The 24,856-nt window shown below is 39.8% G+C and carries 21 protein-coding genes and 1 tRNA gene; 12 read left to right on the top strand and 10 right to left on the bottom strand.

The genetic code is table 11. The features are described from left to right. Positions 1–18: 18 nt before the first annotated feature. The 5 genes from AKG98_RS04475 (at position 19) to phnE (AKG98_RS04455) (ending at position 5,072) form a co-directional block, all read left to right on the top strand. Positions 19–1,233, top strand: a complete 1,215-nt coding sequence (locus AKG98_RS04475; RefSeq protein WP_067041974.1) for a glycerophosphodiester phosphodiesterase family protein — start codon at positions 19–21, stop codon at positions 1,231–1,233. Positions 1,234–1,511: 278 nt separating this feature from the next. Next, positions 1,512–2,552 carry a phosphate/phosphite/phosphonate ABC transporter substrate-binding protein gene (gene phnD, locus AKG98_RS04470; protein WP_067041972.1) on the top strand — a complete coding sequence of 347 codons (1,041 nt, stop codon included), beginning with the start codon at positions 1,512–1,514 and terminating at the stop codon, positions 2,550–2,552. Positions 2,553–2,671: 119 nt separating this feature from the next. Then, positions 2,672–3,442, top strand: coding sequence for a phosphonate ABC transporter ATP-binding protein (gene phnC / locus AKG98_RS04465; protein WP_067041970.1), 771 nt, complete (start codon positions 2,672–2,674; stop codon positions 3,440–3,442). Beyond that, the gene (gene phnE / locus AKG98_RS04460; RefSeq protein ID WP_067041968.1) at positions 3,430–4,215 is read left to right on the top strand and encodes a phosphonate ABC transporter, permease protein PhnE; all 786 of its coding nucleotides are present in this window, start codon (positions 3,430–3,432) and stop codon (positions 4,213–4,215) included. Before phnC ends, phnE (AKG98_RS04460) begins: the two co-directional genes overlap by 13 nt. Continuing rightward, positions 4,215–5,072, top strand: a complete 858-nt coding sequence (gene phnE, locus AKG98_RS04455) for a phosphonate ABC transporter, permease protein PhnE (protein WP_198155405.1) — start codon at positions 4,215–4,217, stop codon at positions 5,070–5,072. The genes phnE (AKG98_RS04460) and phnE (AKG98_RS04455) overlap by 1 nt, the downstream gene beginning before the upstream one ends. A gap of 102 nt (positions 5,073–5,174) precedes the next feature. Here phnE (AKG98_RS04455) and AKG98_RS04450 read toward each other — a convergent pair whose 3' ends face one another. Beyond that, positions 5,175–5,747 carry a pyridoxamine 5'-phosphate oxidase family protein gene (locus tag AKG98_RS04450; RefSeq protein ID WP_067041965.1) on the bottom strand — a complete coding sequence of 191 codons (573 nt, stop codon included), beginning with the start codon at positions 5,745–5,747 and terminating at the stop codon, positions 5,175–5,177. A 554-nt stretch (positions 5,748–6,301) separates the two neighbouring features. Between AKG98_RS04450 and AKG98_RS04445 the strand changes: the two genes are divergently transcribed. Together AKG98_RS04445 and AKG98_RS04440 are read left to right on the top strand one after the other, a co-directional pair. Beyond that, positions 6,302–7,030, top strand: a complete 729-nt coding sequence (locus tag AKG98_RS04445) for a hypothetical protein (protein ID WP_067041962.1) — start codon at positions 6,302–6,304, stop codon at positions 7,028–7,030. Between the two features lie 25 nt (positions 7,031–7,055). Next, on the top strand, positions 7,056–8,135 hold the full coding sequence (locus AKG98_RS04440; RefSeq protein ID WP_067041956.1) for a 3-oxoacyl-ACP synthase III family protein: 1,080 nt from the start codon (positions 7,056–7,058) through the stop codon (positions 8,133–8,135). Positions 8,136–8,412: 277 nt separating this feature from the next. Here the strand turns inward: AKG98_RS04440 and AKG98_RS04435 are convergent, their stop codons facing one another. From AKG98_RS04435 to rpsU, 6 genes are all read right to left on the bottom strand, one after another. After that, the gene (locus tag AKG98_RS04435) at positions 8,413–10,305 is read right to left on the bottom strand and encodes a DUF3857 domain-containing protein (RefSeq protein WP_067041953.1); all 1,893 of its coding nucleotides are present in this window, start codon (positions 10,303–10,305) and stop codon (positions 8,413–8,415) included. After that, entirely contained in the window at positions 10,295–11,359 is a 1,065-nt protein-coding gene (locus tag AKG98_RS04430) for a hypothetical protein (RefSeq protein WP_067041950.1), read from the bottom strand. Before AKG98_RS04430 ends, AKG98_RS04435 begins: the two co-directional genes overlap by 11 nt. Before the next feature lie 884 nt (positions 11,360–12,243). Then, a tRNA-Ile gene (locus AKG98_RS04425) sits at positions 12,244–12,320 on the bottom strand. 113 nt (positions 12,321–12,433) lie between these two features. Continuing rightward, a complete protein-coding gene (gene rpoD, locus AKG98_RS04420) occupies positions 12,434–14,266 on the bottom strand; it encodes an RNA polymerase sigma factor RpoD (RefSeq protein WP_067041946.1) in 1,833 nt (610 codons plus the stop codon). A 249-nt stretch (positions 14,267–14,515) separates the two neighbouring features. Continuing rightward, complete coding sequence (gene dnaG, locus AKG98_RS04415; RefSeq protein WP_067041943.1) at positions 14,516–16,252, bottom strand: DNA primase; 1,737 nt, start codon at positions 16,250–16,252, stop codon at positions 14,516–14,518. 274 nt (positions 16,253–16,526) lie between these two features. Beyond that, positions 16,527–16,742, bottom strand: coding sequence for a 30S ribosomal protein S21 (gene rpsU, locus AKG98_RS04410; protein ID WP_006032380.1), 216 nt, complete (start codon positions 16,740–16,742; stop codon positions 16,527–16,529). Between the two features lie 194 nt (positions 16,743–16,936). Here rpsU and tsaD point away from each other — a divergent pair, with 194 nt between their 5' ends. The 5 genes from tsaD to AKG98_RS04385 all read left to right on the top strand — a co-directional run bounded on the left by tsaD (position 16,937) and on the right by AKG98_RS04385 (position 21,907). Then, complete coding sequence (gene tsaD, locus AKG98_RS04405) at positions 16,937–17,980, top strand: tRNA (adenosine(37)-N6)-threonylcarbamoyltransferase complex transferase subunit TsaD (RefSeq protein ID WP_067041940.1); 1,044 nt, start codon at positions 16,937–16,939, stop codon at positions 17,978–17,980. Positions 17,981–18,172: 192 nt separating this feature from the next. Continuing rightward, the gene (locus AKG98_RS04400) at positions 18,173–18,664 is read left to right on the top strand and encodes an LPP20 family lipoprotein (RefSeq protein WP_067041937.1); all 492 of its coding nucleotides are present in this window, start codon (positions 18,173–18,175) and stop codon (positions 18,662–18,664) included. A 60-nt stretch (positions 18,665–18,724) separates the two neighbouring features. Next, positions 18,725–19,327: a penicillin-binding protein activator LpoB gene (locus AKG98_RS04395; RefSeq protein ID WP_067041934.1), complete on the top strand. Its 603-nt coding sequence runs from the start codon at positions 18,725–18,727 to the stop codon at positions 19,325–19,327. A 9-nt stretch (positions 19,328–19,336) separates the two neighbouring features. After that, positions 19,337–20,833, top strand: a complete 1,497-nt coding sequence (locus tag AKG98_RS04390) for a hypothetical protein (RefSeq protein WP_067041932.1) — start codon at positions 19,337–19,339, stop codon at positions 20,831–20,833. Between the two features lie 75 nt (positions 20,834–20,908). Further along, positions 20,909–21,907: an LPP20 family lipoprotein gene (locus AKG98_RS04385; protein ID WP_067041930.1), complete on the top strand. Its 999-nt coding sequence runs from the start codon at positions 20,909–20,911 to the stop codon at positions 21,905–21,907. An 85-nt stretch (positions 21,908–21,992) separates the two neighbouring features. On the opposite strand, the gene fis is transcribed toward AKG98_RS04385, so the two are convergent. The 3 genes from fis to prmA all read right to left on the bottom strand — a co-directional run bounded on the left by fis (position 21,993) and on the right by prmA (position 24,480). Continuing rightward, positions 21,993–22,292 (bottom strand): DNA-binding transcriptional regulator Fis, encoded by a 300-nt coding sequence (fis, locus tag AKG98_RS04380; protein WP_045108812.1) that lies wholly within the window; start codon positions 22,290–22,292, stop codon positions 21,993–21,995. A 15-nt stretch (positions 22,293–22,307) separates the two neighbouring features. Continuing rightward, entirely contained in the window at positions 22,308–23,273 is a 966-nt protein-coding gene (dusB, locus tag AKG98_RS04375; RefSeq protein ID WP_067041927.1) for a tRNA dihydrouridine synthase DusB, read from the bottom strand. Positions 23,274–23,598: 325 nt separating this feature from the next. Then, positions 23,599–24,480, bottom strand: coding sequence for a 50S ribosomal protein L11 methyltransferase (gene prmA / locus AKG98_RS04370; RefSeq protein ID WP_067042042.1), 882 nt, complete (start codon positions 24,478–24,480; stop codon positions 23,599–23,601). Between the last annotated feature and the right edge of the window lie 376 nt (positions 24,481–24,856).

The following is a 24,856-nucleotide window of genomic DNA, read 5'->3' as shown; positions in this document are numbered from 1 at the left end:
ATTAAAAGGAAATACAAGATGAAGCAAATACTAAAGGGCTCAATCGCACTCATACTCGGGTTAACTTCAATCACAGTGTGGGCTAATGAGTCAGCTAATTTAGGTCCTCGTCCAGTATATTTAGTCAATAATATGGATGATAGCGCCCTCAAAACTCAATTACAGCAATGTAGTGAAGGGCCATTTCAACGAAGTAGCTTTTCTATTGGCCACCGTGGCGCTGCCATGCAATTCCCTGAACACACCAAAGAGTCTTACCTTGCGGCCATTGAAATGGGTGCCGGTGTAGTTGAGTGTGATGTGACGTTCACTAAAGACAAACAACTTGTTTGTCGACATTCACAAAACGATCTACACACAACAACCAATGTATTATCAAAACCAGAACTTGCTAAGAAGTGTACTGTACCGTTTACACCAGCAAACCCTGCAACAGGCGAAGATGCCAAAGCAGAATGTCGAACGTCTGATTTCACTCTGGCTGAATTTAAGACGCTTAAAGGTAAAATGGATGGTTCAAATCCTAAAGCAACGACAGTTGAAGAGTACATGAATGGTACTCCAGGCTGGCGTACTGACCTTTATACGCAAAATGGTACATTAATGACCCATGCAGAAAGCGCTGCATTATTTAAAGCACATGGTGTGAAAGTAACGCCAGAACTTAAGTCTACCGCGGTTGCTATGCCATTTAATGGCTTTACTCAGGAAATGTATGCACAGAAATTAGTTGATGAACTAAAAGCTGCAGGTATTTCAGCATCGGATAGCTATTTACAGTCATTTGATTTAAATGACGTAAAATACTGGATTAAAAATAATCCAAGTTTTGGTAAACAAGCCGTATACCTCGATGATCGCGTTTATGAACAAAAAGATTTCGTCGCATCGAAAGCCAACATGAAAGCGCTCAAAGATGCTGGCGTAAATATTATCGCGCCACCTTTGTTTGCACTTGTCGATTTAGATAAGAAGAAAAACCTTGTACCTTCGAACTACGCCAAACTAGCGAAACAAGCTGATCTTGACATCATAGCATGGACACTAGAACGTTCAGGACCACTGGCTCAAGGGGGAGGTTGGTATTATAAAAGTGTCAGTGAAGGCATCAATAATGATGGCGACGCGATGAATATGCTTGATGTATTAGCACAGGATGTTGGTGTAATTGGTGTTTTCAGTGATTGGCCAGCAACAGTGACCTATTATGCAAACTGCATGAATTTAAAATAGCGAAGCAGTATTAATATTGTTAACAAGGGCACCGTTTTAACATTATTAATACACAGTAGACGATAAAAAAGGGCTTTCGAGCTCTTTTATTTTGTCTGCTATTAAAAATAGGACACATATGACCCATATACCTCTTTAGTGTATAGACAGTGATGACCCAAATTACGACACCTTGACTTGTATTGATTTTAATCTGTTGATTTATAAGTATAATAAATCTGGCATGAACTATGCTAATAGTTAACTAATTACAATAATAGTTAAAATAAGGTTTGAATATGAAAATCTGCGTTAAAGGATTGTTAATCGTTAGTTCATTATTATTCCCTTCAATCACGATGGCAAGTGAATGTGCTAATCGTGGCGTACTAGACGATAGATACTGTGATGAAAATATGGACTTAGTTGCCGATATCCCAAAAGACCCAAGTGACTGGAGTGACCCAAGTACGCTTGTCTTCACCTACACGCCTGTAGAAGACCCCGCTGTTTATAAAGATGCATTTGCAGATTTTCAAGCGCATCTAAGTAAAATTACAGGTAAGCGTGTTATCTACTACACAGTACACTCAAACTCAGCACAAGTTGAAGCAATGCGTTCAGGCCGTCTTCACGTAGCAGGCTTCTCGACAGGTCCAACAGGTTACGCAGTCAATCTAGCGGGTTATGTACCTATTACAGTCAAAGGAAATGAAGACGGTTTTAACGGTTACAACCTGATCACGATTGTACGTAAAGATAGCGGCATTAACTCAATGGCTGATCTTAAAGGTAAAAAAGTTGCGCATACTTCCGCATCATCGAACTCAGGTAACTTAGCACCCCGAGCACTCTTCCCAGCAGAAGGTCTGGTACCCGACGTCGACTACAAAGTATTTTATTCAGGTAAGCATGACCAATCAATTCTTGGTGTATTCAATGGCGATTACGATGCTGCACCTGTTGCTTCCGATGTATACGACCGTATGGTTGACGCTGGCCGTGTAGATGGGTCTGTACTAAAAATTATTTACCGTAGCCCACGTTTCCCTACATCCGCTTTTGGTTACGCACATAACTTGAAACCTGAGCTGGCTAAAAAGATTCAAGAAGCTTTCTATAGCTACCGCTTTACAGACGAAATGAAAGCATCGTTCAAAGATGCTGACCGTTTCGTTCCTATCACTTATAAAGCTGAGTGGGGTGTGATCCGTGATATCGCTCATGCAACAGGTACTGCATACACAAAAACAGGCCTGAAAAAGTTGGCAGAAAAAGACGCAGCCAAGCGTGCTAAGAAAAAAGCCGCTGCGTTAGCAAAACTTGCTAAAACTCAGTAAGCACTTAATCGATGAATAACTTAATCAGTTAGTTCATCTCATAAACCAAGCTAATAAAAATTCTATGCCCTCTCGGGTAGGGCATAGATGATTCAAAAATTTGACAAGGAAGCAGCACTATGGCCGTAGCAAGCTATGACGGAATAAAGATCAATAACCTTTATCATGAATATGTGGCAGGTAAGCCCATTCTTAAAGGTATTAATATCGACATCGACAAACCTGGCATCATCGCTATCATTGGTCCTTCAGGTACGGGTAAAAGTACGCTACTGCGTTGTATTAATCGCCTCAACGATCCCAGTAAAGGTGAAATTATTTTTGAAGGTGTAGACCTTACCCAACTAAAAGGTAAAGCATTACGCAAACAGCGTCGTCATATCGGTATGGTTTTCCAAGAATATAACCTGGTTGAAAGATTAACCGTGATTGAGAATGTACTCAGTGGTCGTCTTGGTTATATGACAGCTTGGAATGCTTGGCGAAGAAATTACGCTCAAGCCGATCTTAATAAAGCCTTTGAATTATTAGATTTTGTTGGACTTTCGGAGTTTACAAATCAACGTGCGGATAGCTTGTCGGGTGGACAAAGACAACGTGTAGGTATCGCGCGAGCAATTATGCAAGACCCATATATTTTACTTGCTGATGAACCAACCTCATCACTCGATCCTAAAACGGCCGTTGAAATTATGGAGTTAATGGAAACCTTTGCACAACAAAAAAATATTCCGGTATTGGTTAACATGCATGATGTGAATTTGGCTAAACGTTACGCTAAACGCATCATCGGTATGTGTAATGGTAAAGTCCATTACGATGGTAGTCCCGAAGGTATTACAGAAGAAGACCTTAAAGTTATTTATGGAGGTGAATCATGGCTGGATTAACCCCAAACCGAGAAAACCCATTTAAAGCATCGTGGACAAATAGGCTAATTATCGCGGCCATTATTGGTTATCTGTTTTATAGCTTATCAACCTTAGGTTTGACTTTCGAACGGCTAGTGATTGGTTTTAGTGAAAGCGAACGTTTACTTTCTCGTATGTTTCCACCTAATTTTTCACGCTCTAGTTTATTATTAAGTGGGTTACTGGAAAGTCTACAAATTGCAATTATCTCAAGCTTATTTGGTATTGTGATTTCGCTTTTCCTTGGTTTGATGGCTGCGCGTAACATGATGCCTGCAATCGTTTCAACACCTGTTCGTGGCTTTATCGCATTATGCCGCTCTTTTCATCCGGTGATCATCGCAATCCTGTTTGTAAAAGCGGTCGGTTTTGGAGCTCTCGCAGGGATTTTAACCTTGATGTTCGCTTCCATTGGTTTTATTGCCAAACTGTTTGCAGAAGCCATTGAAGAAATTTCGCTTAAATCTGTTGAAGCTATTCGCGCCACTGGTGCAAGCTTTTCCTGTGTGATTTTATATGCCGTATTACCACAAGTTTTTACTCGTTTCATTGGTTTTGCGAGCTATCAACTTGATTCTAATCTACGTAATTCCACTATGGTGGGGATTGTCGGTGCGGGCGGGTTAGGTGGTACATTATTCTCTGCTTTCCAACGCTTTGATTATGATTTCGTCTCCGCTATTTTAATCACCATTATTGCGCTTATTTTAGTTGGTGAGTTTCTTTCCAATATTGTTAGGAGGGTTTTCTAATGACAACTGCACATATCAATAATAAGTCTCATGTAGAAAATATCCCTCAAGTTGGCAATATGTCTCATGTTGACAAAGAGTGGCAACGCTTTACATCAAGTGAACGTATCGCCCGTTTTGCCATCTATTTATGCTTAGTTTCGGCAATCGTATGGTCATGGCAAACCGTTGAGGTTATCCCTGAGTTTCTTTACGACGCTCCAGCTCAGTTTGCCGATATGTTTGAACGTATGATGCCATTGGATTATGCTTTTTATCCCGAGTCTATTCATGAAGCCATGATCGAAACATTGAATATTGCAACACTGGGCACCTTATTTACACTGATATTTGCGATTCCATTAGCCTTGCTTAATGCGCCTAATATTACACCGAACAAAACGTTAAACTGGATTGCTCAAGTCTTCTTGGTATCGTCGCGCTCGGTCAATTCTCTGGTTTGGGCATTGCTGTTTATTGCATTGTTTGGTCCTGGTCTTTTGGCTGGCATTATGGCAATTGCTATTCGTAGTATTGGTTTTGTGGGTAAGCTTTTAGCTGAAGCACTGGCAGAAGTGAATGTCGGGCCGATTGAGGCTCTGAGAGCGACTGGTGCATCATGGATGAGTATTCTACTTAAAGGTTACTGGCCACAAGTCATGCCTGCGTTCTACTCCATTGTCCTATTCCGTTGGGATATTAATGTCCGTGAATCTGCGGTATTAGGTCTGGTTGGTGCTGGTGGCATTGGGGTTATTCTAAATGATGCACAAAACTTATTTGAATGGCAAAAAGTAGCTATGGTATTGGTGAGTATTTTTACTGTGGTGATAATAGCTGAAGTCGTCGTGATCCATATTCGAAATAAGATCATTTAATCACTATTAATTATCTTTGATGGGTTAAGGCATTAAAACGGCTTTATAAGCTGTTTTAATGCTCACTTAGATATCACCCTGATTCGCATTCAGATTTTTTCTTTAAGCGTTCGCGTTAATATCAATCCCTGTTCGTTCAACGATTTCAGTTTCAAAACCATCAATACTTTGTTGATTTTTCTTCACCCAGTATTTTTCAATACCCTCTTTACCTTGGCGAGTAGACCATTTAGCTAAGTCATCGCGATCTTCATTATAATTGAAGTAAGGTACAGACTTGCCACAAGATGATTGAACCATTTCGATATCTAAAATAAATATTTGTCGGGCGGCAACACTGTGTGGGAATAGCGCGCAGTATTTATCCCATTCAGGATCTTTTTGATGGATTACTTTTGCATTGCCATAAGCACGAAGGATCAAAGGTGCCCCTTCAAAAGCGCAAAACATAACTGTCATGCGTGGATTTATGATCACGTGAGAAGCTGACTCATTACCGCTGCCCGTCAGGTTAAGCCAAGCAATGGTGTTTGTATCGATCACACGAAGGGAGTCTCCACCTTTAGGTGAAAGGTTCACATTGCCAGTATCAGCTGCAGTGCCGACAAAATAAAGGCGCTGCTTGCCAATAAACTCAATATGTTGTTCTGTTAATGCCGAAAATTGTTTCCCCATGCCACATTCCCTCGTGATTTGTATTTATGTTGAATAATGTATGTTGTCTATTATTATGATTTGACTCTATATATTTGTAACATGCCTAAACCGTAACAACTACCAATCACTACAAAGATTAATGACGATATAATCATAAATGTGATCATATGGGTAATTGGTCTGTTATATTTCAATGCTATTCACGTAATCTAGTCGTGATTAACAGCTGAAGTTAAATGGATAGAATCATCAAATATATCTCCGCCACCCCCGAAGTTAAACTTAAGTAGTGATGCGCTAATTTTAAATGACTGATTTAACGTAGTAAATTTATGCTAAGCACTGATAGTGACAACACTGATTTCCTGCCGACTTATGTTTAATTTGACACATAAGTGTAACGTTTTTATTACGATTGCCTTATCTTATTGACCTAAAACAAAATAATAAATTACATTGATCATCTGGCTTAGTGATGCTTTTTTCAATGTTAAATTAATTCCTTTTATTTTTTTGATAAAAATATATTGAGCTAAGTATATTGAATCTGAAATTGACCGCAAAGGATAGACATGACAAGTAATAATTTTGGGAATATAAAGCAATATCGCTGTTTTACACCTGCTATTAATGCTGTACCTGAGGGGGATTACCCTGCTTGGTTTATACCTTGGTCAACTCAATTTGAAATGGAAAAATGCATTCTAGATGATGCACAAAAAAATGCTTTGTCACGATTAGTACCGTTATTATTATGTGGGGAACAATCTGCACAATTTGTTTTTGGGGAAGAAATTGTTCGGATTGAGCAAGATGACTTTAAGCTTTGTAGTGCAGATTTAATTACGATACAAAAAGATGAGAATGCACATGAAGAAGCATTACAAATGTTAGTGTCGTTTTTACCTACACCAAAAGATGCATTAAAAATAAAGCGAAAAGCGCAATTATTTTATACCAAAATAGGGCAGGCGACGTCTGTAGTGGAGCACTTTGCCACTATACGCAGCCTCGATGGTTATGTTGCATTGATCATGACCGCGATGTCTCGTTCCAACCTAGGTGCATCACATATTATAAGTCAGCTTTTTTCTTTCATAAAACACGATGAATCTCGTCACGTCAGTTTAGCGCGAAAACATATTATTTTATTGGGCGGTGACCCGAGTATTAATCAAGATAATATAAATGTTTTAAGGAAAAACCTAGTTAATTTATTAAAAACAGAGCAAGCATCATTTGAAGTATTAGGAGTTGATAGCCGTAAATTATTTTCACAAATAGATCCTCAAAATACTTGAGATATATTAAAGGAACAAATTAGTTATGACGGTTTTTTTTAATGAGCATCGAGTGAAACTATTAGGCTCTGGGTCTACTTTACCCGGACCTGCAATTGATAATCAGGCTTTGGATGTATTATTAAAAAATACAATGGGTGAACGTACTGCGAGAAAAGCACAAAAAATAAGTCAGTATTTTGGTATTACAAGTCGCCATTGGGCGCGAGGTTCGCAACATGCAACAGTTAACAACTCTAATATAGGGTTAGAAATAGGCATTGAAAGCATCAACAAAGCCTTACTATCTACAAATCGGTCACACAAAAATAATGAAATACAAATCCTTGATTATCTCATCGGTCATACTACTAGCCCGCATACATTATTACCGCCTAACATTGCTTGGATAGCTGATGCGTTAGGGCATGAAGGTCCTTATATGGAATTTCGTCAAGCATGCTGTGGATTTGCAAATGCGTTGCAGACCGCCGCAGCTTTGCTATCGAGTCAAACTGAACTGAACTCCGTTGGCATTCTTGGCAGTGAAGTCGGCTCCTTGTATGTTGATTTTACTCAGTCATTTTTAGATCAAGAACAATTGATTAATTGTATGCAAATGGGGGATGGCGCTGGTTCTGTCATATTAGGAAAAGATGATGGTAGCCAAAGCCAGATTATCAGTGACATATACTTAGGACATATTGGAAATGGCAAGCAGCCTGGCTTTGGTATTAGTGGCGGTGGCGCGAGTCATATTCGCTGTGAAAATGATTTTCCTCATTTCTTTCATCATGCTAAAGATGTGAAAGCACAAGGTGCTGAATTATTTAAAAATGGCTTAACAGCAATGCTAGACCGAGGTTATAAAATTACTGACTTTGATTTTATTTTACCACATCAAGTTAATGGTCATTTAGCTAAGATGTTTGCCGATGAGCTAGGTTTAGATCCAAATAAAATTATTGTAGATGCAGACAAATTAGGTAATTTAGGCTCAGCTGCTATTTGGGTAAGTTTAGATAAATTAAGACGATCCAGTATTTTAAAGCCGGGTCATAAAGTGTTAGTGCTCGGTGCCGAAGCCACCAAATATATTTATGGCGGCTTTGTCTATCATCACTAATCGTAAGCAAAATAGGGCGTGATAAAAACCGTTATGTGATGATGCCATATTAACAATTAGATCACTTGATATTACAACAGCGTTAGGCCCTAGATTAGAGGTGGACAATGACGTTAGATGTATTGGTTCAAATATCACTTGACGGGAAACAGATTTGGGCTGAAAAGGATTTAGCTCAAATTTAAATTAACAGGCACCGTATCAAAAATGGGTAACTGTCAGATTAAATCTGAGCTATTATTTACAATTAATTAGTTATTTATTACGGTAAGTCTATTCACTTCGTCGCTTGAAAATTGATACTTGACTGGCTTAATAACTTATTAATAAACCCATTAAATGCTTCAATATCTTCTAATGCTATCACTTGCGATGCGATCTCTAGTTTAGTATCAACCTTCATTCGATTATCTGATATTTTGGTCACCAATCGGTTTAAAGACCCAAACTTATGGTTCAATTCCAGATTCGGACTTACATATTTTAATTTCCAAATATTATTTGTATCAAAGAGCATACTCGTTTCAACCAAGATGCCTTGCACAAACTCATCATATTTTTTATTTGTTAACTTCAAATATTGCAGTTCTTTCCTCAGCCACGCATCGTTTTCTGTATAAGTTAAGTCTTCAGTAACATCAAGCAAAGAAGAGTAAACTACTCGGGAATTAATATTAACGCTGTCCCCCATCGACTCTATATTTTGAACTTCAAACTCTTTTTCACCTAATTCAGACACTACATTTTTATATTGCTCAGTTAACCACTCTTCTCTCGCGTTAGCTGTCTTTTCATGTAAGGTATTTCTGTAGTAAGAGGCATATTCCCCTATATAATAACGTTTTTGCTCTTCAACCTGTCCACCATCATTAGTAAAAATGGTATGGGTATCTGTTTCAAACTTCCAACGGTACTGGCTGTTAATCATATTCTGAGGCTGACTGCCTTTTTTCAAAGGTAAGATAACTTTATTCTGGATCCAAGAAGGGGTGTATTGCCAGTTAGTATTAAAATCTGTCGGGTCAACACAATACTGTTTTCCGTTTAATTCAAAGCACACAACGACATGATCAAATCTTTCTAATGAAGGTAATTTAAATCGTGAAGCGTCCGTGTAGTTTGTTGCAACCAATGCCAAATATGATTTTATGCCTAAATTATCTAACAATGCCTTCAATAATACTGACTTGTCTTTACAATCACCGTAACGATTCTCTAATGTCTTTGCAATCTCATGAGGTGTAATGGCATTACCCAATTCGGATACTGATACATAACGAATATCTCTCGCAGCAAACTCTAATGCACTATAAATAGCACTCTCAATACCATTATTCACGATCTTAGTCTTTAGGACATGTTCAATACCCAGTATATTATTTTCAGCACTGTCCATTTTGGCACTGATAAGTGTGACCACTTCATTCCAGCTAGCCAATCCACCGAGAGAGATAATACCTATTTCATCACGCCAATAAATATTATTATCCCCTTCAAAAGTTGCAATATCCTGACCCTGACATATCAATGTTCTATTGTTTTCAACACAGTTCATAGAGTCAGATTGGTTTGCCCAATGCATCTCTTCACTACCTTGCCAGTTCGCTGTCACTAGGGATAATTGAATAGGTAAACGACTCTCGGTATAAATTGATTTTGACCAGTTAAACTCTTCAACCCTGCGATCAGTAGAAATCTCATAATCTACCACCGACAAGCTGCCCTCTTCTAAAGCAGGAATAGTCAATACAACTTCTTTAATATCATTAAATGCATTTACTGTGTTGGTGTCAAGAATCCTTAATGCAGACGGCGTTATCTGTTTAATTTTGCCTTTACTAGAAATAGATACGACTGACTTAATACGTAACTGCTGAGTTTTCGAGTTGAGGTAAATAACCGCTGTGCCATTGTTTTCAATATCGATAGAGCGGGGGAAATAAGTTATTTCGAGATGTTTTTCTAAAACCTCATTTTGACTGAAAATAACATCAACAGAACGCTTAATTTTTTCTGCTTCACCAGGTTTATCAGAATGCGTTAAAAATTGCTTTGCATAAGTAATATTGTCACTGTTATCCGTCAGTTCCCAGCTTATCAATTCACTGGCAGATAGTGAAAAACAGCTAATCAAGGATATGATGAGTAAAAATCGTATACTAATTTTCATTGCTAAACTCCGTAGCCATTAAAGCAAAATGCTTTTCCCATCGATCATATGCCAACTTAGGTGCTTCAAATCTCCCTATCAGTTCATAGGTGTACTTCGGCCCCTCTAACAAGGTAACCGATGACCATTGATAGCTGTCTGTTACTGTACTCTTACAGACTAAATTTGCTTTAATAAATGTGCTATCAGCTATAAAAGAGCGGCTTTCGCTACATGCAGGTAAGTCAGTTACTTCCTCTATCCATTGCAAACGGCTATTTATTAATTGATCAATAGTTTGATTATTTTTAAATTTAAAAATTATAAAATAGCCACTATCCAAAGAGCTTACAAATTCATATTCAGCTGAGCCATCGGAAATGCTACCCAACGACACTTGTTGCCAGTTATCGCCACTAAATGTGAGTTTGTATTCGTCGTTAGGATGATGAAAGATATCGTTATTGTTATATGTCTGAATATGATTAAAAGTCGGTATTTTAATATCCGTTAAATAAGATTCGTAAAATTTAATGTATGCAATAAAGCCAATAATTAAACTGACTATTCCAGTCACCAACACCCACTCAAAGATACTATAGCCCTTATCTTTACCCTTAAATTCAACATTCTTTAATGCCAGCTTTAACTGATTTATACGACTATTAATGACCAGATAAGCAATGGAAGAAATGAATAATGAAGCCCCTGTGAACCAAATGTCCCATTCACTTTCCCCATTACTCGACATGTATACTGTGCAAAGAAAAATAATAGTGACCGCTAAATAATAATATGGTTTTTTATAAGTCACATTATTTTGATCCTCAAGTTTGGATAGTTCTTGATTGAGAACAAAAAAAGCAAAAGGTTGAAAAAAAGGTACGAATGGCACAAAAAACCACAACCAAGCAATGAACTTATGGGAAGTAAATCGATTTAATTCAGCAACCCTTACACAGAGCCAAAAACACGTATAAAACTGACCAGTTAAAAAATGCAATGGGAATTCCCATCTTCCTTGCCGTGGCATTTTTAATAATTCAACCGGGTAGGGGGCTGTATTCGTTGTCATTTATAAACATCCTAGTAAATATAATGAATGGCAAATTATAATCACTAAACTATGATAATGAAATACATTAATAAATTGAAATTAAAAGAAATTATAAGATTATTCAATAGGTGGAAGCAGAATAACCTAGAGTCGGCATTCGGATTTTTATCATTCAGAGAAAGGCTTTCTGTACCATTTTTGTATTTTCCTCGATGGTAATTTAGTACTAATCATTAGATGTGATTCTCGACGTCGCCGTCACTAGGCTGATTTTATTTTTTGAATTGTATTTCTGATTGAGATTGGCCGTTAGATTCACCTGTTAATCACGACTAGATAGCCCCCTAAAATCCCCCGTAACGGCAGAACTAACGATATGAGCATGAATATACCATTCTGTGAATTAATGGCTTGTTCTAGCTGGCTGGATTGAGTAGTGATTCGATTAAATGAATAGCATTGAGATATAACAGACCAATTACCATCCGTGGCAATTGGTCATACTCATTCAACATTCGATTCTATCCGTATTTTGGCTTACTCATATCCGAGTTTACTAGCGCTATTTCATTAGGTTAATAAATTAAATATATATTAATAATCTGAATCCAATGGAAAGGAATGTTGGTTATATTTTTGTTGTGTTATAGGTGAGAAAACTGGTGCTGTAATTGGCTGGTGTTACTTGGTATGCAGATTGATTGCGCTAATGAATATAAGTGATGATATTTAATATTAGATTACTGAGGGAAATTTAGTGCTGTGGTAATTTGATTAGGTTTTTTGATTGAGTGATTGAATTAATCCAGTCTGATTGAGTTTTTAGTACCAGAGATAGACAAGAGTCACTTTCTTACAGGCATAAAAAAACACCTGATGTTGCCATCAAGTGTTCTAAAATTTGGTGGGCCCTCCCAGACTTGAACTGGGGACCTGCCGATTATGAGTCGGATGCTCTAACCAACTGAGCTAAGGGCCCTGATCTTTCAAACGTTCTTACGACGCTTTAAGATGCAGAAAGTATATAAGTATACTTTCTGCATGTCTAGGCTATATTCAATAACTTAGACAAGAAACCCACTAACTGTTCAATTATTCGTCTAAGAAGCTACGTAGTTGTTCGCTACGGCTAGGATGACGTAATTTACGTAATGCCTTTGCTTCAATTTGACGAATACGCTCACGCGTTACATCGAACTGTTTACCCACTTCTTCAAGTGTGTGGTCTGTATTCATATCGATACCAAAACGCATACGCAGTACTTTAGCTTCACGGGCTGTTAGGCCTGCTAGAACGTCGTCTGTCGCGCCTTTAAGGCTATCTTTTGTTGCAGCGTCAACTGGTAAAGAAAGCGTTGTATCTTCAATGAAATCACCTAAGTGAGAATCTTCATCATCACCGATAGGCGTTTCCATTGAGATTGGCTCTTTAGCAATCTTCAATACTTTACGAATACGATCTTCTGGCATCATCATGCGCTCAGCCAATTCTTCTGGCGTTGCTTCACGGCCCATCTCTTGCAGCATTTGACGCGAAATACGATTCAGTTTATTGATTGTTTCAATCATATGCACTGGAATACGGATTGTACGCGCTTGGTCAGCAATAGAACGGGTGATTGCCTGACGGATCCACCATGTAGCGTAAGTCGAGAATTTGTAACCACGACGGTATTCAAACTTATCTACGGCTTTCATCAGACCGATGTTACCTTCCTGGATTAAATCGAGGAACTGTAGACCACGGTTGGTGTATTTTTTTGCAATCGAAATTACTAGACGTAAGTTCGCTTCAACCATTTCTTTTTTCGCACGGCGGGCTTTCGCTTCACCAATACTCATACGACGGTTGATATTTTTGATCTGTGAAATAGTCAGACCAGTAGTACTTTCTACTAATTTTAACTTGTTAATACAGCGGCGCACGTCAAAGTCGATACGTTGTAATGCTTGCGCATAAGGTGCCGCTGATTGTTGTGCTTTTTCAAACCAAGCAATGTCAGTTTCGTGGCCAGCAAATGCTTCAACGAATGCTGCTTTTGGCATTTTACATTGTTCAACACACATCTTGATGACAAGACGTTCTTGAACACGTACGTGATCCATCATGTCACGCATGCTATTTACAATGCGATCAAACTGTTTTGGGATCAGACGGAAAGTACGGAATACTTCACTTAGCATTTCAACGTGCAGGCGTGTTTTCGGGTGTTCTAAACCGTCGTCTTTAATGCCTTTTAGGAATGCTACGTGATATTTGCGTAATTCGGCAAATTTTTCAGCTGCTTCTTCAGGATCCGGGCCTTTGTTGCCTTCTTCCTCTTCTTCGTCATCATCAGTATTATCAGACCCAGCAGCGTCTTTGTTTGGAACTTCAGAGCCGATATGTGTTGCTGTTGGTGCAACATCGTCTGCATTGGGATCGATGAAACCAGTGATGATGTCACTTAAGCGTGTTTCTTCAGCAAGGAACTTGTCATATTCAGCTAATAACGAGTTAATTGCTTCTGGGTACTCTGCAACGGCAGTTTGTACCGCATAGATACCTTCTTCAATTCGTTTGGCAATTTTGATCTCGCCTTCACGAGTCAATAATTCAACGGTACCCATCTCACGCATGTACATACGTACAGGATCGGTAGTTCGGCCAATTTCAGATTCTACAGAAGCAAGCGCTGCGGCTGCAGCTTCTGCGGCATCGTCATCTGGCGCCGTTGTATTTTCTGCCATCAACAAATCATCTGCATCAGGTGCTGTTTCTAGCACTTGAATACCCATGTCATTGATCATTTGAATAATATCTTCAACCTGATCTGAGTCCACAATATCTTGTGGTAAGTGATCATTTACTTCTGCATATGTTAGGTAACCTTGTTCTTTACCTTTAGCTACAAGAAGTTTTAATTGTGATTGAGGGGATTCCATAGAATACTTCCACTCCGGTGACGTGGTTCAAAGATACAGACGCAAAAGCACTGCGCAAACAAAGCAGTATAGTGCTAAACGGTGCTTTTTTCTACTTGTTGGTAAAATTATGTGGTCAAAATGTGCGTAATTTTAACTATTATCACGTTATATTAGGCGAAAGCTTTTAACTCAGCGTTATAAATCGATTTAACTCGACCTTTTTTGTTAGATCATTAAATGGGGTTTAATGGATCATATTTCAAGCCATTATGATGATTTTAATTCATCGAGAATACTTTTATATTCCAAACGCTCAGCTTTGGTCAAGCCACCTTGCGTTAATTTCAATTGTAGTTCACTGAAACGTTGTTCGATGACTTGTGTTGAAAGAACAAATAAAGTATCGAAAAACTCTGCTTCGACCGCTTCATCTGCGCCATGATCCCAAACTGCTAGTTTTATCAGTGCTTTCTGCTCTGGTGTATCGCGCCAATATTCTAATAACTGTGCGGTATTGATCTGATCGCTACTGTTTGTTTGTGCTAATAATTTTAATAAAATATTAATACCGGGTAATTTTAATTGCTTTAAATCATCGAATACCGGTAGGTTAAAACCGATCTGGGGATTTTGTAACAATAAACCAATCGCGCGGCGTATCGGTGTTATTTGGATCGTTTTTTTGGTCGGCTTCGTGGTTGCTAACGTGGTAAATAGCTTATTTAACTTAGCTTCATCCCAAGCTAAGAAACGGGCTAATTTCTTTAATACGATACCACGGTAGAAACCGTCAGGCATTTTTTCAATTAGCGGTTTGGCTTGGCTGGCTAATTTACTACGCCCGACATCGGTATGGGTATCGATATCTTGGCTTAGACGGCTGAATAAAAAGTCCGGTAAGGTCTGTGCATCTTTAAACAGTTGCTCAAGTGCATCTTTACCTTGAGTTCGGACTAATGAATCGGGATCTTCCCCATCGGGTAAAAATACAAATTTAAGATCTTTACCATCACGTAATTGCGGTAAGGCATTTTCGAGTGCGCGCCATGCGGCAGCACGACCGGCCTTATCACCATCGTAACAACAGATCACTTCATTGGTATTACGGAATAAGGTCTGCATCTGATCGCCAGATGTCGATGTTCCCAGTGACGCGACTGCATAATCAATCCCAAACTGTGCCAATGCCACCACGTCCATATACCCTTCAACCACGACAATTTTGGGTATCTCTTTATATGCTTGGCGTACTTCGTATAATCCATAAAGCTCTTTACCTTTATGGAAGATCGGCGTTTCGGGTGAGTTCAGGTATTTTGGTTTTTCATCACCGAGTACCCGACCACCATAACCAATTACACGTCCACGTTTATCCCGGATCGGGAACATGACGCGTTCACGAAAGCGATCGTAACGACGTGATTGACCTTCGTTCTCAATTAATACACCTGTGGTGAGCAACTGTTCTTCGGTGTGTTTGTCACGGCCAAAGCGTTTTAATACGTTATCCCAACCTGGGGCAGCGTAACCAATTGCATATTTAGTAATGACTTCTGCAGACAATCCGCGTTGCTTTAAATAGTCATTAACCACACGTTTATTCGGGTGTTCTTTTAACTGGTACTGATAGAAGCGCGTGACACTTTCGAGTAGTTGGTAATAATCTTTACGCTCAGGGGCACTCGGACCCTGATTTCCGCCTTCTTCTCTAGGCACCTCGACACCGTAAAAACCAGCAAGATCTTCAATGGCTTCGACAAACTCAAGGTTGTCGTACTCCATTAAAAAGCCAATGGCGTTACCGTGCGCACCACAGCCAAAGCAGTGGTAGAACTGTTTATCTTGGCTGACAGTAAAAGAAGGGCTTTTCTCATTATGGAACGGGCAGCAAGCCTGGTAGTTTTTACCTGCTTTTTTAAGCTTTATGCGTTTTTCGACGATATCCACGATATCAGCTCGACCTATCAAGCCATCGATAAAGTCGCGAGGTATTCTACCGGCCATATGTACCTAACTAATGAGTGTGAAGATGATTGCTAATTGCAATGACAGTAACAATTACAGTAAATACGTGACTTAGCATGGTTGCGAATAAATCAGTTATGTACTGGCATCGTTATAAGACTAGGGTAATAAATTTTATGAGTCTTGAAAAGCAAACAAGCCGTGACTCTAGGAGTTCACGGCTTGTTAATAGGCGTTATCTTCAGCAGACTAAGTCAAAAACTTGCTCTGTGGGATATGCCTAAAATGCATACAGTAGTTATACTAATAGGGATTAGTATAAACGTACGCGACGTGCATTTTCACGAGACAGTTTCTTAGCTAGACGCTTAGACGCTGCTGCTTTAGCACGTTTACGAACTGTAGTAGGTTTTTCGTAATGCTCACGACGACGTACTTCAGACAAGATACCTGCTTTTTCGCAAGAGCGTTTGAAACGACGTAGTGCAACGTCAAACGGTTCGTTTTCACGTACTTTAATTACTGGCATGTTTTCTTCCAACCTTGAGGTTTAATAGTTCCAAGTTATCTGGAACCTAAAAATATTTTTATAGAAATTCTATAAAAATGGTGCCGAATTGTACTCTAGAACGTGATTAAATGTAAAGCGTAATAATTTGGCGCTGGAGAAATAAGTATAGCGCAGGTACTATTGTGCAGTCATATATAAGGTGAATGAATAAAATGCGCGTAATAGGAATAGAAACATCATGTGATGAGACCGGCATTGCAATTTATTGTGATGAACAAGGGCTAATGGCTCATCAACTTTATAGCCAAGTAAAACTGCATGCCGATTATGGCGGTGTGGTACCGGAATTAGCGTCACGTGATCATGTGCGTAAAATTATTCCATTGATTAAGGCCGCATTAGCAGAAGCGGGCTGTACTAAAGATGATATTGACGGTATTGCCTATACAACGGGTCCTGGACTGGTTGGTGCATTAATGGTGGGTGCGACGGTTGGTCGTAGTATCGCTTATGCGTGGGATATTCCGGCATTAGGTATTAACCATATGGAAGGTCATATGTTAGCGCCAATGCTCGAAGAGAAAACCCCTGATTTTCCTTTCTTAGCGATGCTGGTGTCGGGTGGTCATACGCAGATCGTGCGTGTTGATGGCATTGGGCAATATGAATTGCTGGGTGAATCTGTTGATGATGCCGCTGGTGAAGCATTTGATAAAACCGCGAAACTACTGGGCTTAGATTACCCAGGCGGACCTAGATTATCTGTATTAGCAGATAACGGTGTAGCGGGACGTTATAAGTTCCCCCGTCCAATGACGGATCGCCCGGGTTTAGATTTTAGTTTTTCGGGGTTAAAAACATTCGCGGCGAATACCATTGCCAAAGAAAAGAAATTAGCAGAAGAAGCGGGTGCTGATGGCGTTGATGAACAAACCCGTGCGGATATTGCGTTTGCATTCCAAGAAGCGGTTGTAGATACCATTTCGATTAAGTTAAGACGGGCAATCAAAGAAACTGGGATTAAACGTCTGGTTGTCGCTGGTGGCGTCAGTGCCAATAAATACTTACGCATTAAATTAGCTGAGATGATGGATAAGCAACACGGCGAAGTATTCTACCCACGTATTGAGTTCTGTACTGATAACGGGGCGATGATCGCATATGCTGGTTTACAACGTCTACGTCACGGTGGTGATGACAGTTTAGAGATCACAGCACGTCCGCGTTGGCCATTAGATCAAATGGATGCGATATAAATCATAACTATTTGATTATTTTGTTGTCATAGTTACCGATATCGGTAAATCTGAACAAAATAAACCAGACTATCGGTAGGTAGTCTGGTTTTTTTATAACTGCGTATTGGGTGCGCGAGCGTATTTGGTTAAATACTATTTTAAATTATAATACGATATATTATCTAAACACTTTTTAGGGATGAATTAATCATGAAAATATCAGCATTTAAAGTTACTGTCGCCGTCGGGATAATGGCTTTATTATCAGCATGTTCTAGTCAAACTAGCATTGACAGCGACTTAGGTGTTAGTGGCGCACCTGATTGGGTTAATATTGGCACTCAAGCAGTTGAAAATGATTCTGGACGTTTATTGCACGGTGTAGGAATGTCAAATGGCATTGCTGACGAATCTTTACAAAAATCTGTTGCCGATAATCGTGCACGTGCCGAAATAGCGCGTATCCTAGCGACATCTGTTGATGCGATGCAGGCTGATTATACTGTCGCGACCAATGGTGAAGTCAGCGCAAATGTTGAGCGCGAAATTAAAGCGAAAACGAAATTAGCACTGAATGGCGTGAAAATTATAGGCCGTTGGAAAAATCCAGATAATGGCGATATTTATGCCTTTGCAGAATTAGACCTGTCTGATCTTGAAGCGGCAGTTAAGCGTGCAGCAGCATTAGCACTAAAGCAGTAACCGTATTTATTAAATTGTAATTATTAATAGTAGTTAGTCAAATTGGAAAGGAAAATAGCAATGAATAAGTTATTCAAATTAGTATTAGGTTCGATTTTAGTATCGACATTATTAGTCGGTTGTAGTACCTCGGTAGAGCGTATTGATGCGGGCCAAACGGTGGATTTAAGTGGAGCCTGGAACGACACCGATTCACAAATGGTGGCGCAGGAAATGATCAGTGATGTGTTAGCACGTCCTTGGTATAACAATTTCACTGCCAAAACAGGTAAAGCACCTGCTGTGATCGTAGGTACAGTGCGTAACTTAAGCCATGAACACATTAATACCAGAACATTTGTCAATGAAATGGAACGTGAATTAATTAACAGTGGCCGTGTTGAGTTTGTTGCATCAAGTGACGAGCGTAACGAGATCCGTGAAGAGCGTATTGACCAAGATTTAAATTCATCGGAATCAACACGTAAAGCCGCTGGCCAAGAGCAAGGTGCAGACTTTATTCTAAAAGGTCAGATTAATACCATCATTGATACTGCGGATAGCGAGCAAGTACGTTATTACCAGGTTGATTTAAGCCTGATCAGCTTAGCGGATAACCGTAAAGTATGGGTCGGTCAGAAGAAACTGAAGAAAATCGTGTCTAACGGTAAACTACGTTATTAATAGGTCGTAATGAAAGCTGTATTAACATTTTTACGTTCGCGGCGTTATCTCGCGGTTATCGTATTTAGCTTGTTGCAAGGCTGCTCGCTGCAGCAGCATCAGCTAAATGATTTGGCACAAACGCTAGATAATGGTAATGCCAGTCAGGTGTTGTCCGAGGTGGCCCAACGGGAATACCCCGAGCGTGACTTGGCCCAATATAAACTGACACTAGGCTTATTACGTGCTGTAAATGGGGATTTTGCGGGTGGTATTGTTGAACTACAAGCCGCTAAAATTGAAATTAATCAGTTACAAGCGTTAAGTATTAGCGAAAATATTGGTGCCGTAACGGTCAATGAAACGTTACGTAGTTATACCAGTACGGCCAGTGAACGCATGTTATTACAGCAGTTATTGATCTTATCTTATTTGATGGAAGATGATCTTGATGGGGCGCGGGTTGAAGTATTGCAGATGCAAGAATTAGCCAAAAGCTTACCTGAAAAGGGATTGTCAGGATTAGTATCAAGTAGCTATTATTTGGGTGGTTTGGTGTATGAACTTGGCGGTGAAACCGATAATGCCATGATCAGTTATCGCCAAGCTTACCAAGTAATGCAAACCAGTAAACTCACGATACCTACTGTATTGGAAGACAGTTTACTGCTTGCGTCAAAGCAATTAGGCCTCAGATCTGAACATGCTAAATATGTGAAAGAATTTGGCCATGACGTAAAATCGCCTGATCGCAATAAAAGTCAGTTGGTCTTAGTGTATTGGGGCGGTGTTGTATCAGCGAAGCAACAGCGTTATTTAAGTGTTTATGTACCAAGTTTGGGCTATAATATTTCCTTGGCATTACCTTATTATGACAATAATTATGTCAAGCCTGTACCTTGGCGTTTTAGCGTACTTGGTGAACCTGCCGAAACTGAAATATTTGATGATGTAAACTTATTAGCACGTGCCGATCTTGATGCTGAATCTGCTGATATATATGCGGCAGCATTAGCTCGGGTGATTGTTAAGCAAACGGCTTTGCATGAAGTGAAGAAAAAGGATAAGGACGGCTTGGCGACCTTGTTACTGAATATTACCAGCATGGTTAGTGAAATGGCCGATGTGCGCAGTTGGAATATGTTACCAGCGAGCATTCAAGTGCAACGTGTGACTCTTGAACCAGGGACTTATTACTTACAGCAACCCAGTATTAATCAAGGTTTTTCAGTCACGGATATCGCGCCTGTGATGCCAGTATTGGCGGCATCTGCATTAACGAATGCAACAGCAAGTATTCGTGATAATGTTGCTGAAAGTGCTGCTGAGACTGACAATGCATTTAGTTTACCGCAGTCGAATACCGAACTTGCCGATACTATTAGCTCAAAAACAGTGGCGATGACTAACATTACCGGCGTTCCGGTTGTTGTTAGTGGCAAGCCTTTGTTATTAAAGCCGGGTAAAACCGTTTTACTATTCTACTCAAGTGCCGCTAAAAAGGCATACTACACTTTATCACCTTAGTTATTGATGACTTGCCCGGCCGTAATCCTTTGCGAACGGGCTTCTAAGTAACCGCTTGTTACAGGACACGACAACATGATAAATAAATTCTTTTCCACCAGTTTAATTTCTGCTGCTGCAATCTTGATGAGCGCGTGTAGTAGTACCCCTGAACGTCCAGCTTGGTTAGATGGTGCTGATGTTAACTATCCTGAAAACGTTTATTTAAGCGCATCTGGTCAAGCGAAATCGGCTAGTGTGGCAGATAATCGTGCATTAGCTAATTTAGCAAAAATTTTTGAAGTATCGATTGCTGATGAAAGTATTGATTTTAGCGAAGCAAGTATCAGTCAAAGTAATGTCAGTGGCAGTATTATTCGTCAGGTCGATAACAAGCAAACCTTATCTCGTTTTGTAAACACGCAAGCGCAGCAAGTACTGCAAGGCACCCGTATTGTCGAACGCTGGCAGGATCCGGTTAGCGGCCAGCAGTCTAGTCTCGCAATAATGAAGAAAGCACCTGCGGCGGCATTATTTATGCAATCAATACGCGCTGCGGATGAACAAACAAGCGCGGCAGTGAAGTATGCTGAGCAGCAAGCGCCGAACCCTCTTACTGCCCTTAGTTCATTAGAAAGTGCCCGCCAGCGTCAAATTACACGCTTAAATGACAATAATAACCTACGTGTTGTGACGGGGAATGACATTAATGTTGAATATTCGGTCGAAACCTTAACGAAAATGATTAAAAGCCGTTTAGCTGCTTTATCATTTTCAACGTTGGCAACAGATGAGCATACATTATTGTCTTTGCAGGGAGGGGCGTCAGAGGTTGGCGTACAGCTAAAAGATGATAGCCAGTACAAACTAGTATTAACATTGGATAAAGGCGCTGTAGAACAACGTCAGGCGTGGTATTGGTTACGCGGAAACATTGTATTGAATGTGATGGATGGCAACAGCAGTATTAGTAATAAACGCTGGCCATTTAAGATCTCAGCACAAAGTAAGCAACTATTAGAGCAACGATTAGCGACTAAGTTGAGTACGGAATTACCCGGTTATGTATATCAAGTATTAACCCCTGAAATATAATCGATTCATTATTTTGTGTATAAAAAAAGCCAGCCCTGATTTATCAGGGCTGGCTTTTTATTACATTACGTTATGACAATGACGCTTAGTTCATACCGTAACGTTTTAGTTTCTTCCGAAGAGTACCACGGTTGATGCCCATCATCACAGCTGCACGGGTTTGGTTACCGCGAGTATACTGCATAATGATATCTAGCATTGGCGCTTCAACTTCTGCTAATACCAAGTCATAAAGGTTTTCTACGTCTTGGCCATTTAATTGTGCAAGGTAATTTCGTAGTGCTTGTTGGACAGAATCACGTAATGGTTTCTGTACAATTTGCTCAGCTTGTTGCACGGTTGCAGTAGTTGTTAGGGCACTAGGAGCCAGATTTTGTTCAAACATATATTGCTCTTCTCGTTAGCTTAAATCATCAAAATATTTCATTAATGCAAGGTTTTGTTCGCTAGAACTCTCCAATGCATTAAAGCTTTTACGAAACTCAACACCATTAGTTTGGTGTTGTATGTACCAACTGACGTGTTTGCGTGCAAATCGAACGCCCTTAAACTCACCGTAAAACTGGTGTAGGTTTTCGACATGTTGCAAAATGACTCGGCGAACTTCGTCAGCAGTTGGTACGGGTAATTTTTCACCTGTTTTAAGATAGTGATTTATTTCCCGAAAAATCCAAGGATTACCTTGAGCGGGACGTCCGATCATAAGACCGTCTGCACCTGTGTACTCAAGTACCTGTTTTGCTTTTTCTGGGCTATCAATATCACCATTCGCGATCACAGGAATGCTAATGCTAGCTTTAATCGCTTTTATAGTGTCGTATTCTGCATTGCCCTTAAACAGGCAGGCTCGAGTACGACCATGAACCGCGAGGGCTTGAATTCCAGCTTGCTCTGCGATTTTTGCTATCTGTATACCGTTGCGATTTTCTGGATCCCAACCGGTACGTATCTTTAGTGTTACTGGTACATCAACCGCGTTCGTTACCGCGTCTAAAATCAGCTTCACTTGCTCCGGATGTTGCATTAATGCAGACCCAGCCATCTTTCTATTCACTTTCTTCGCAGGACAACCCATATTGATATCAATGATCTGCGCACCATTTTTTACATTATGTTGTGCAGCCGCTGCCATCAGCGCTGGATCTGCCCCTGCTATTTGCACAGAACGGATCCCGGTTTCGCCAGCATGATTCATGCGTTGTTGCGATTTTTCTGAAGACCAAACTCGAGGGTTACTCGATAACATCTCTGACACGGCCATACCAACACCCAATTCACGACAAAGTTGACGGAAAGGACGGTCAGTAACACCAGCCATTGGAGCCAAGAATAATTGGTTATCCAGAAGATAAGGACCTATTTTCATCTGTTGCGGCTCATTTGCTCTAAGGCGGCGTATGTTACGCAGTTTTCACCCGAGTTAAAAGGTTAATAATTAGACTATTGAATATTTTTTTAGTTAAAATCATTAAATAGTAAAAAAAACACCTCAAAATCAAATTATAACAACAGATAATCGACCTAAATTACTTATTATTCAATTTTCACTTAGTTTAAATGTAAAATTGAGATAGCTTGCATTTTAGCCTGATTAATTACTGTTAGCACGTTTTTTACGTACATACTGTTTGTTTTATCTACACAAGCCTCATTTTGAATTTGCTTATGTAGATAAAACAGTATGGCTAATATTATTTGATTTGGCCGTTTAAGCGTGCCCACTCATCAGCGAATGTTGGTTCATCCATGATGCAGTGTTGACGATAAATTTCGTTCAATTCTGCTGCTTGGTGATCCAAAATTCCTGATAAGGCCAGTTTACCACCTGGTTTTAAGAAGCTGACGATAAGTCCTGATAGCTCACGTAGCGGGGCTGCAAGGATGTTGGCAACCACGATATCAGCTTTGATACCTTCGGGTTGATCGGCGGGTAAATAAAGTTCGATCTGGTCTGCAACGCCATTACGCTCGGCGTTATCACGACTAGCAAGAATCGCCTGTGGGTCGATATCTACACCGATCACACGTTTTGCACCTAGTTTAAGTGCTGCGATCGCTAAGATGCCTGAGCCACAACCGAAATCGACAACGGTTTTATCAGTTAAATCTTGGCCATCTAACCATGTTAGGCATAAAGCGGTCGTTGGGTGGGTACCAGTACCAAATGCTAAACCTGGGTCAAGCATGACGTTAACGGCATTTTCATCTGGCACTGGACGCCAGCTTGGGCAGATCCATAGACGCTCACCAAACTGCATTGGGTGGAAGTTTTCCATCCATTCGCGTTCCCAATCTTTATCTTCTAATAATTCTAATTTATAGCGGAAATCTGGACCTAATACCTTGGTTTTTGCTAAGAAAGCGAGAATTGGCTGCATATCTTTGTCTGCATCAAACAAACCTGTTACATCAGTATCACCCCAAAGTAGTGTTTCACCCGGCAGTGGTTCAAAGATTGGTGTATCTTGTGAGTCCATAAATGTGACAGCACTTGCTCCTGCGCCAGATAGCATGTTGCTTATCTTCTCAGCTGTTTCTTCGTTAGCATTAATTTTTAATTGGATCCAAGGCATCGATTTTCTCTCAGTTATTTCGTGGGCATAATTGTACGCATCTAAGCGATAAGACACCATCGGAATATGGTAATTAAATACAAATTCACGCTTTTTATTATAGTAACTACGGTGGATTAACATCTGCTGGTGTGCGCTTATGGGTTAATTATTATTAAAATTAGTCTAACGCTGATATAGTTATCGACAAATTTATGCGTTATCATTTGTTTTTGGTTATTCATTGTTGTCGTTTTTATTTGTTTTTTAGAGTATAAACTCTATTTTTAGTTGTTGTTGTATAAACGTGACCATGTGTACAGTTATTGGAAATATTACCCATCGTTGTTTAATTGTTTGATATTAATAGATTAGTTAATTAATGTTGACGGGCTAT

It is taken from the genome of Moritella sp. JT01 (genome assembly GCF_001574435.1).
Taxonomy (GTDB): domain Bacteria; phylum Pseudomonadota; class Gammaproteobacteria; order Enterobacterales; family Moritellaceae; genus Moritella.
This window is presented reverse-complemented; position numbering and strand designations above follow the sequence as displayed.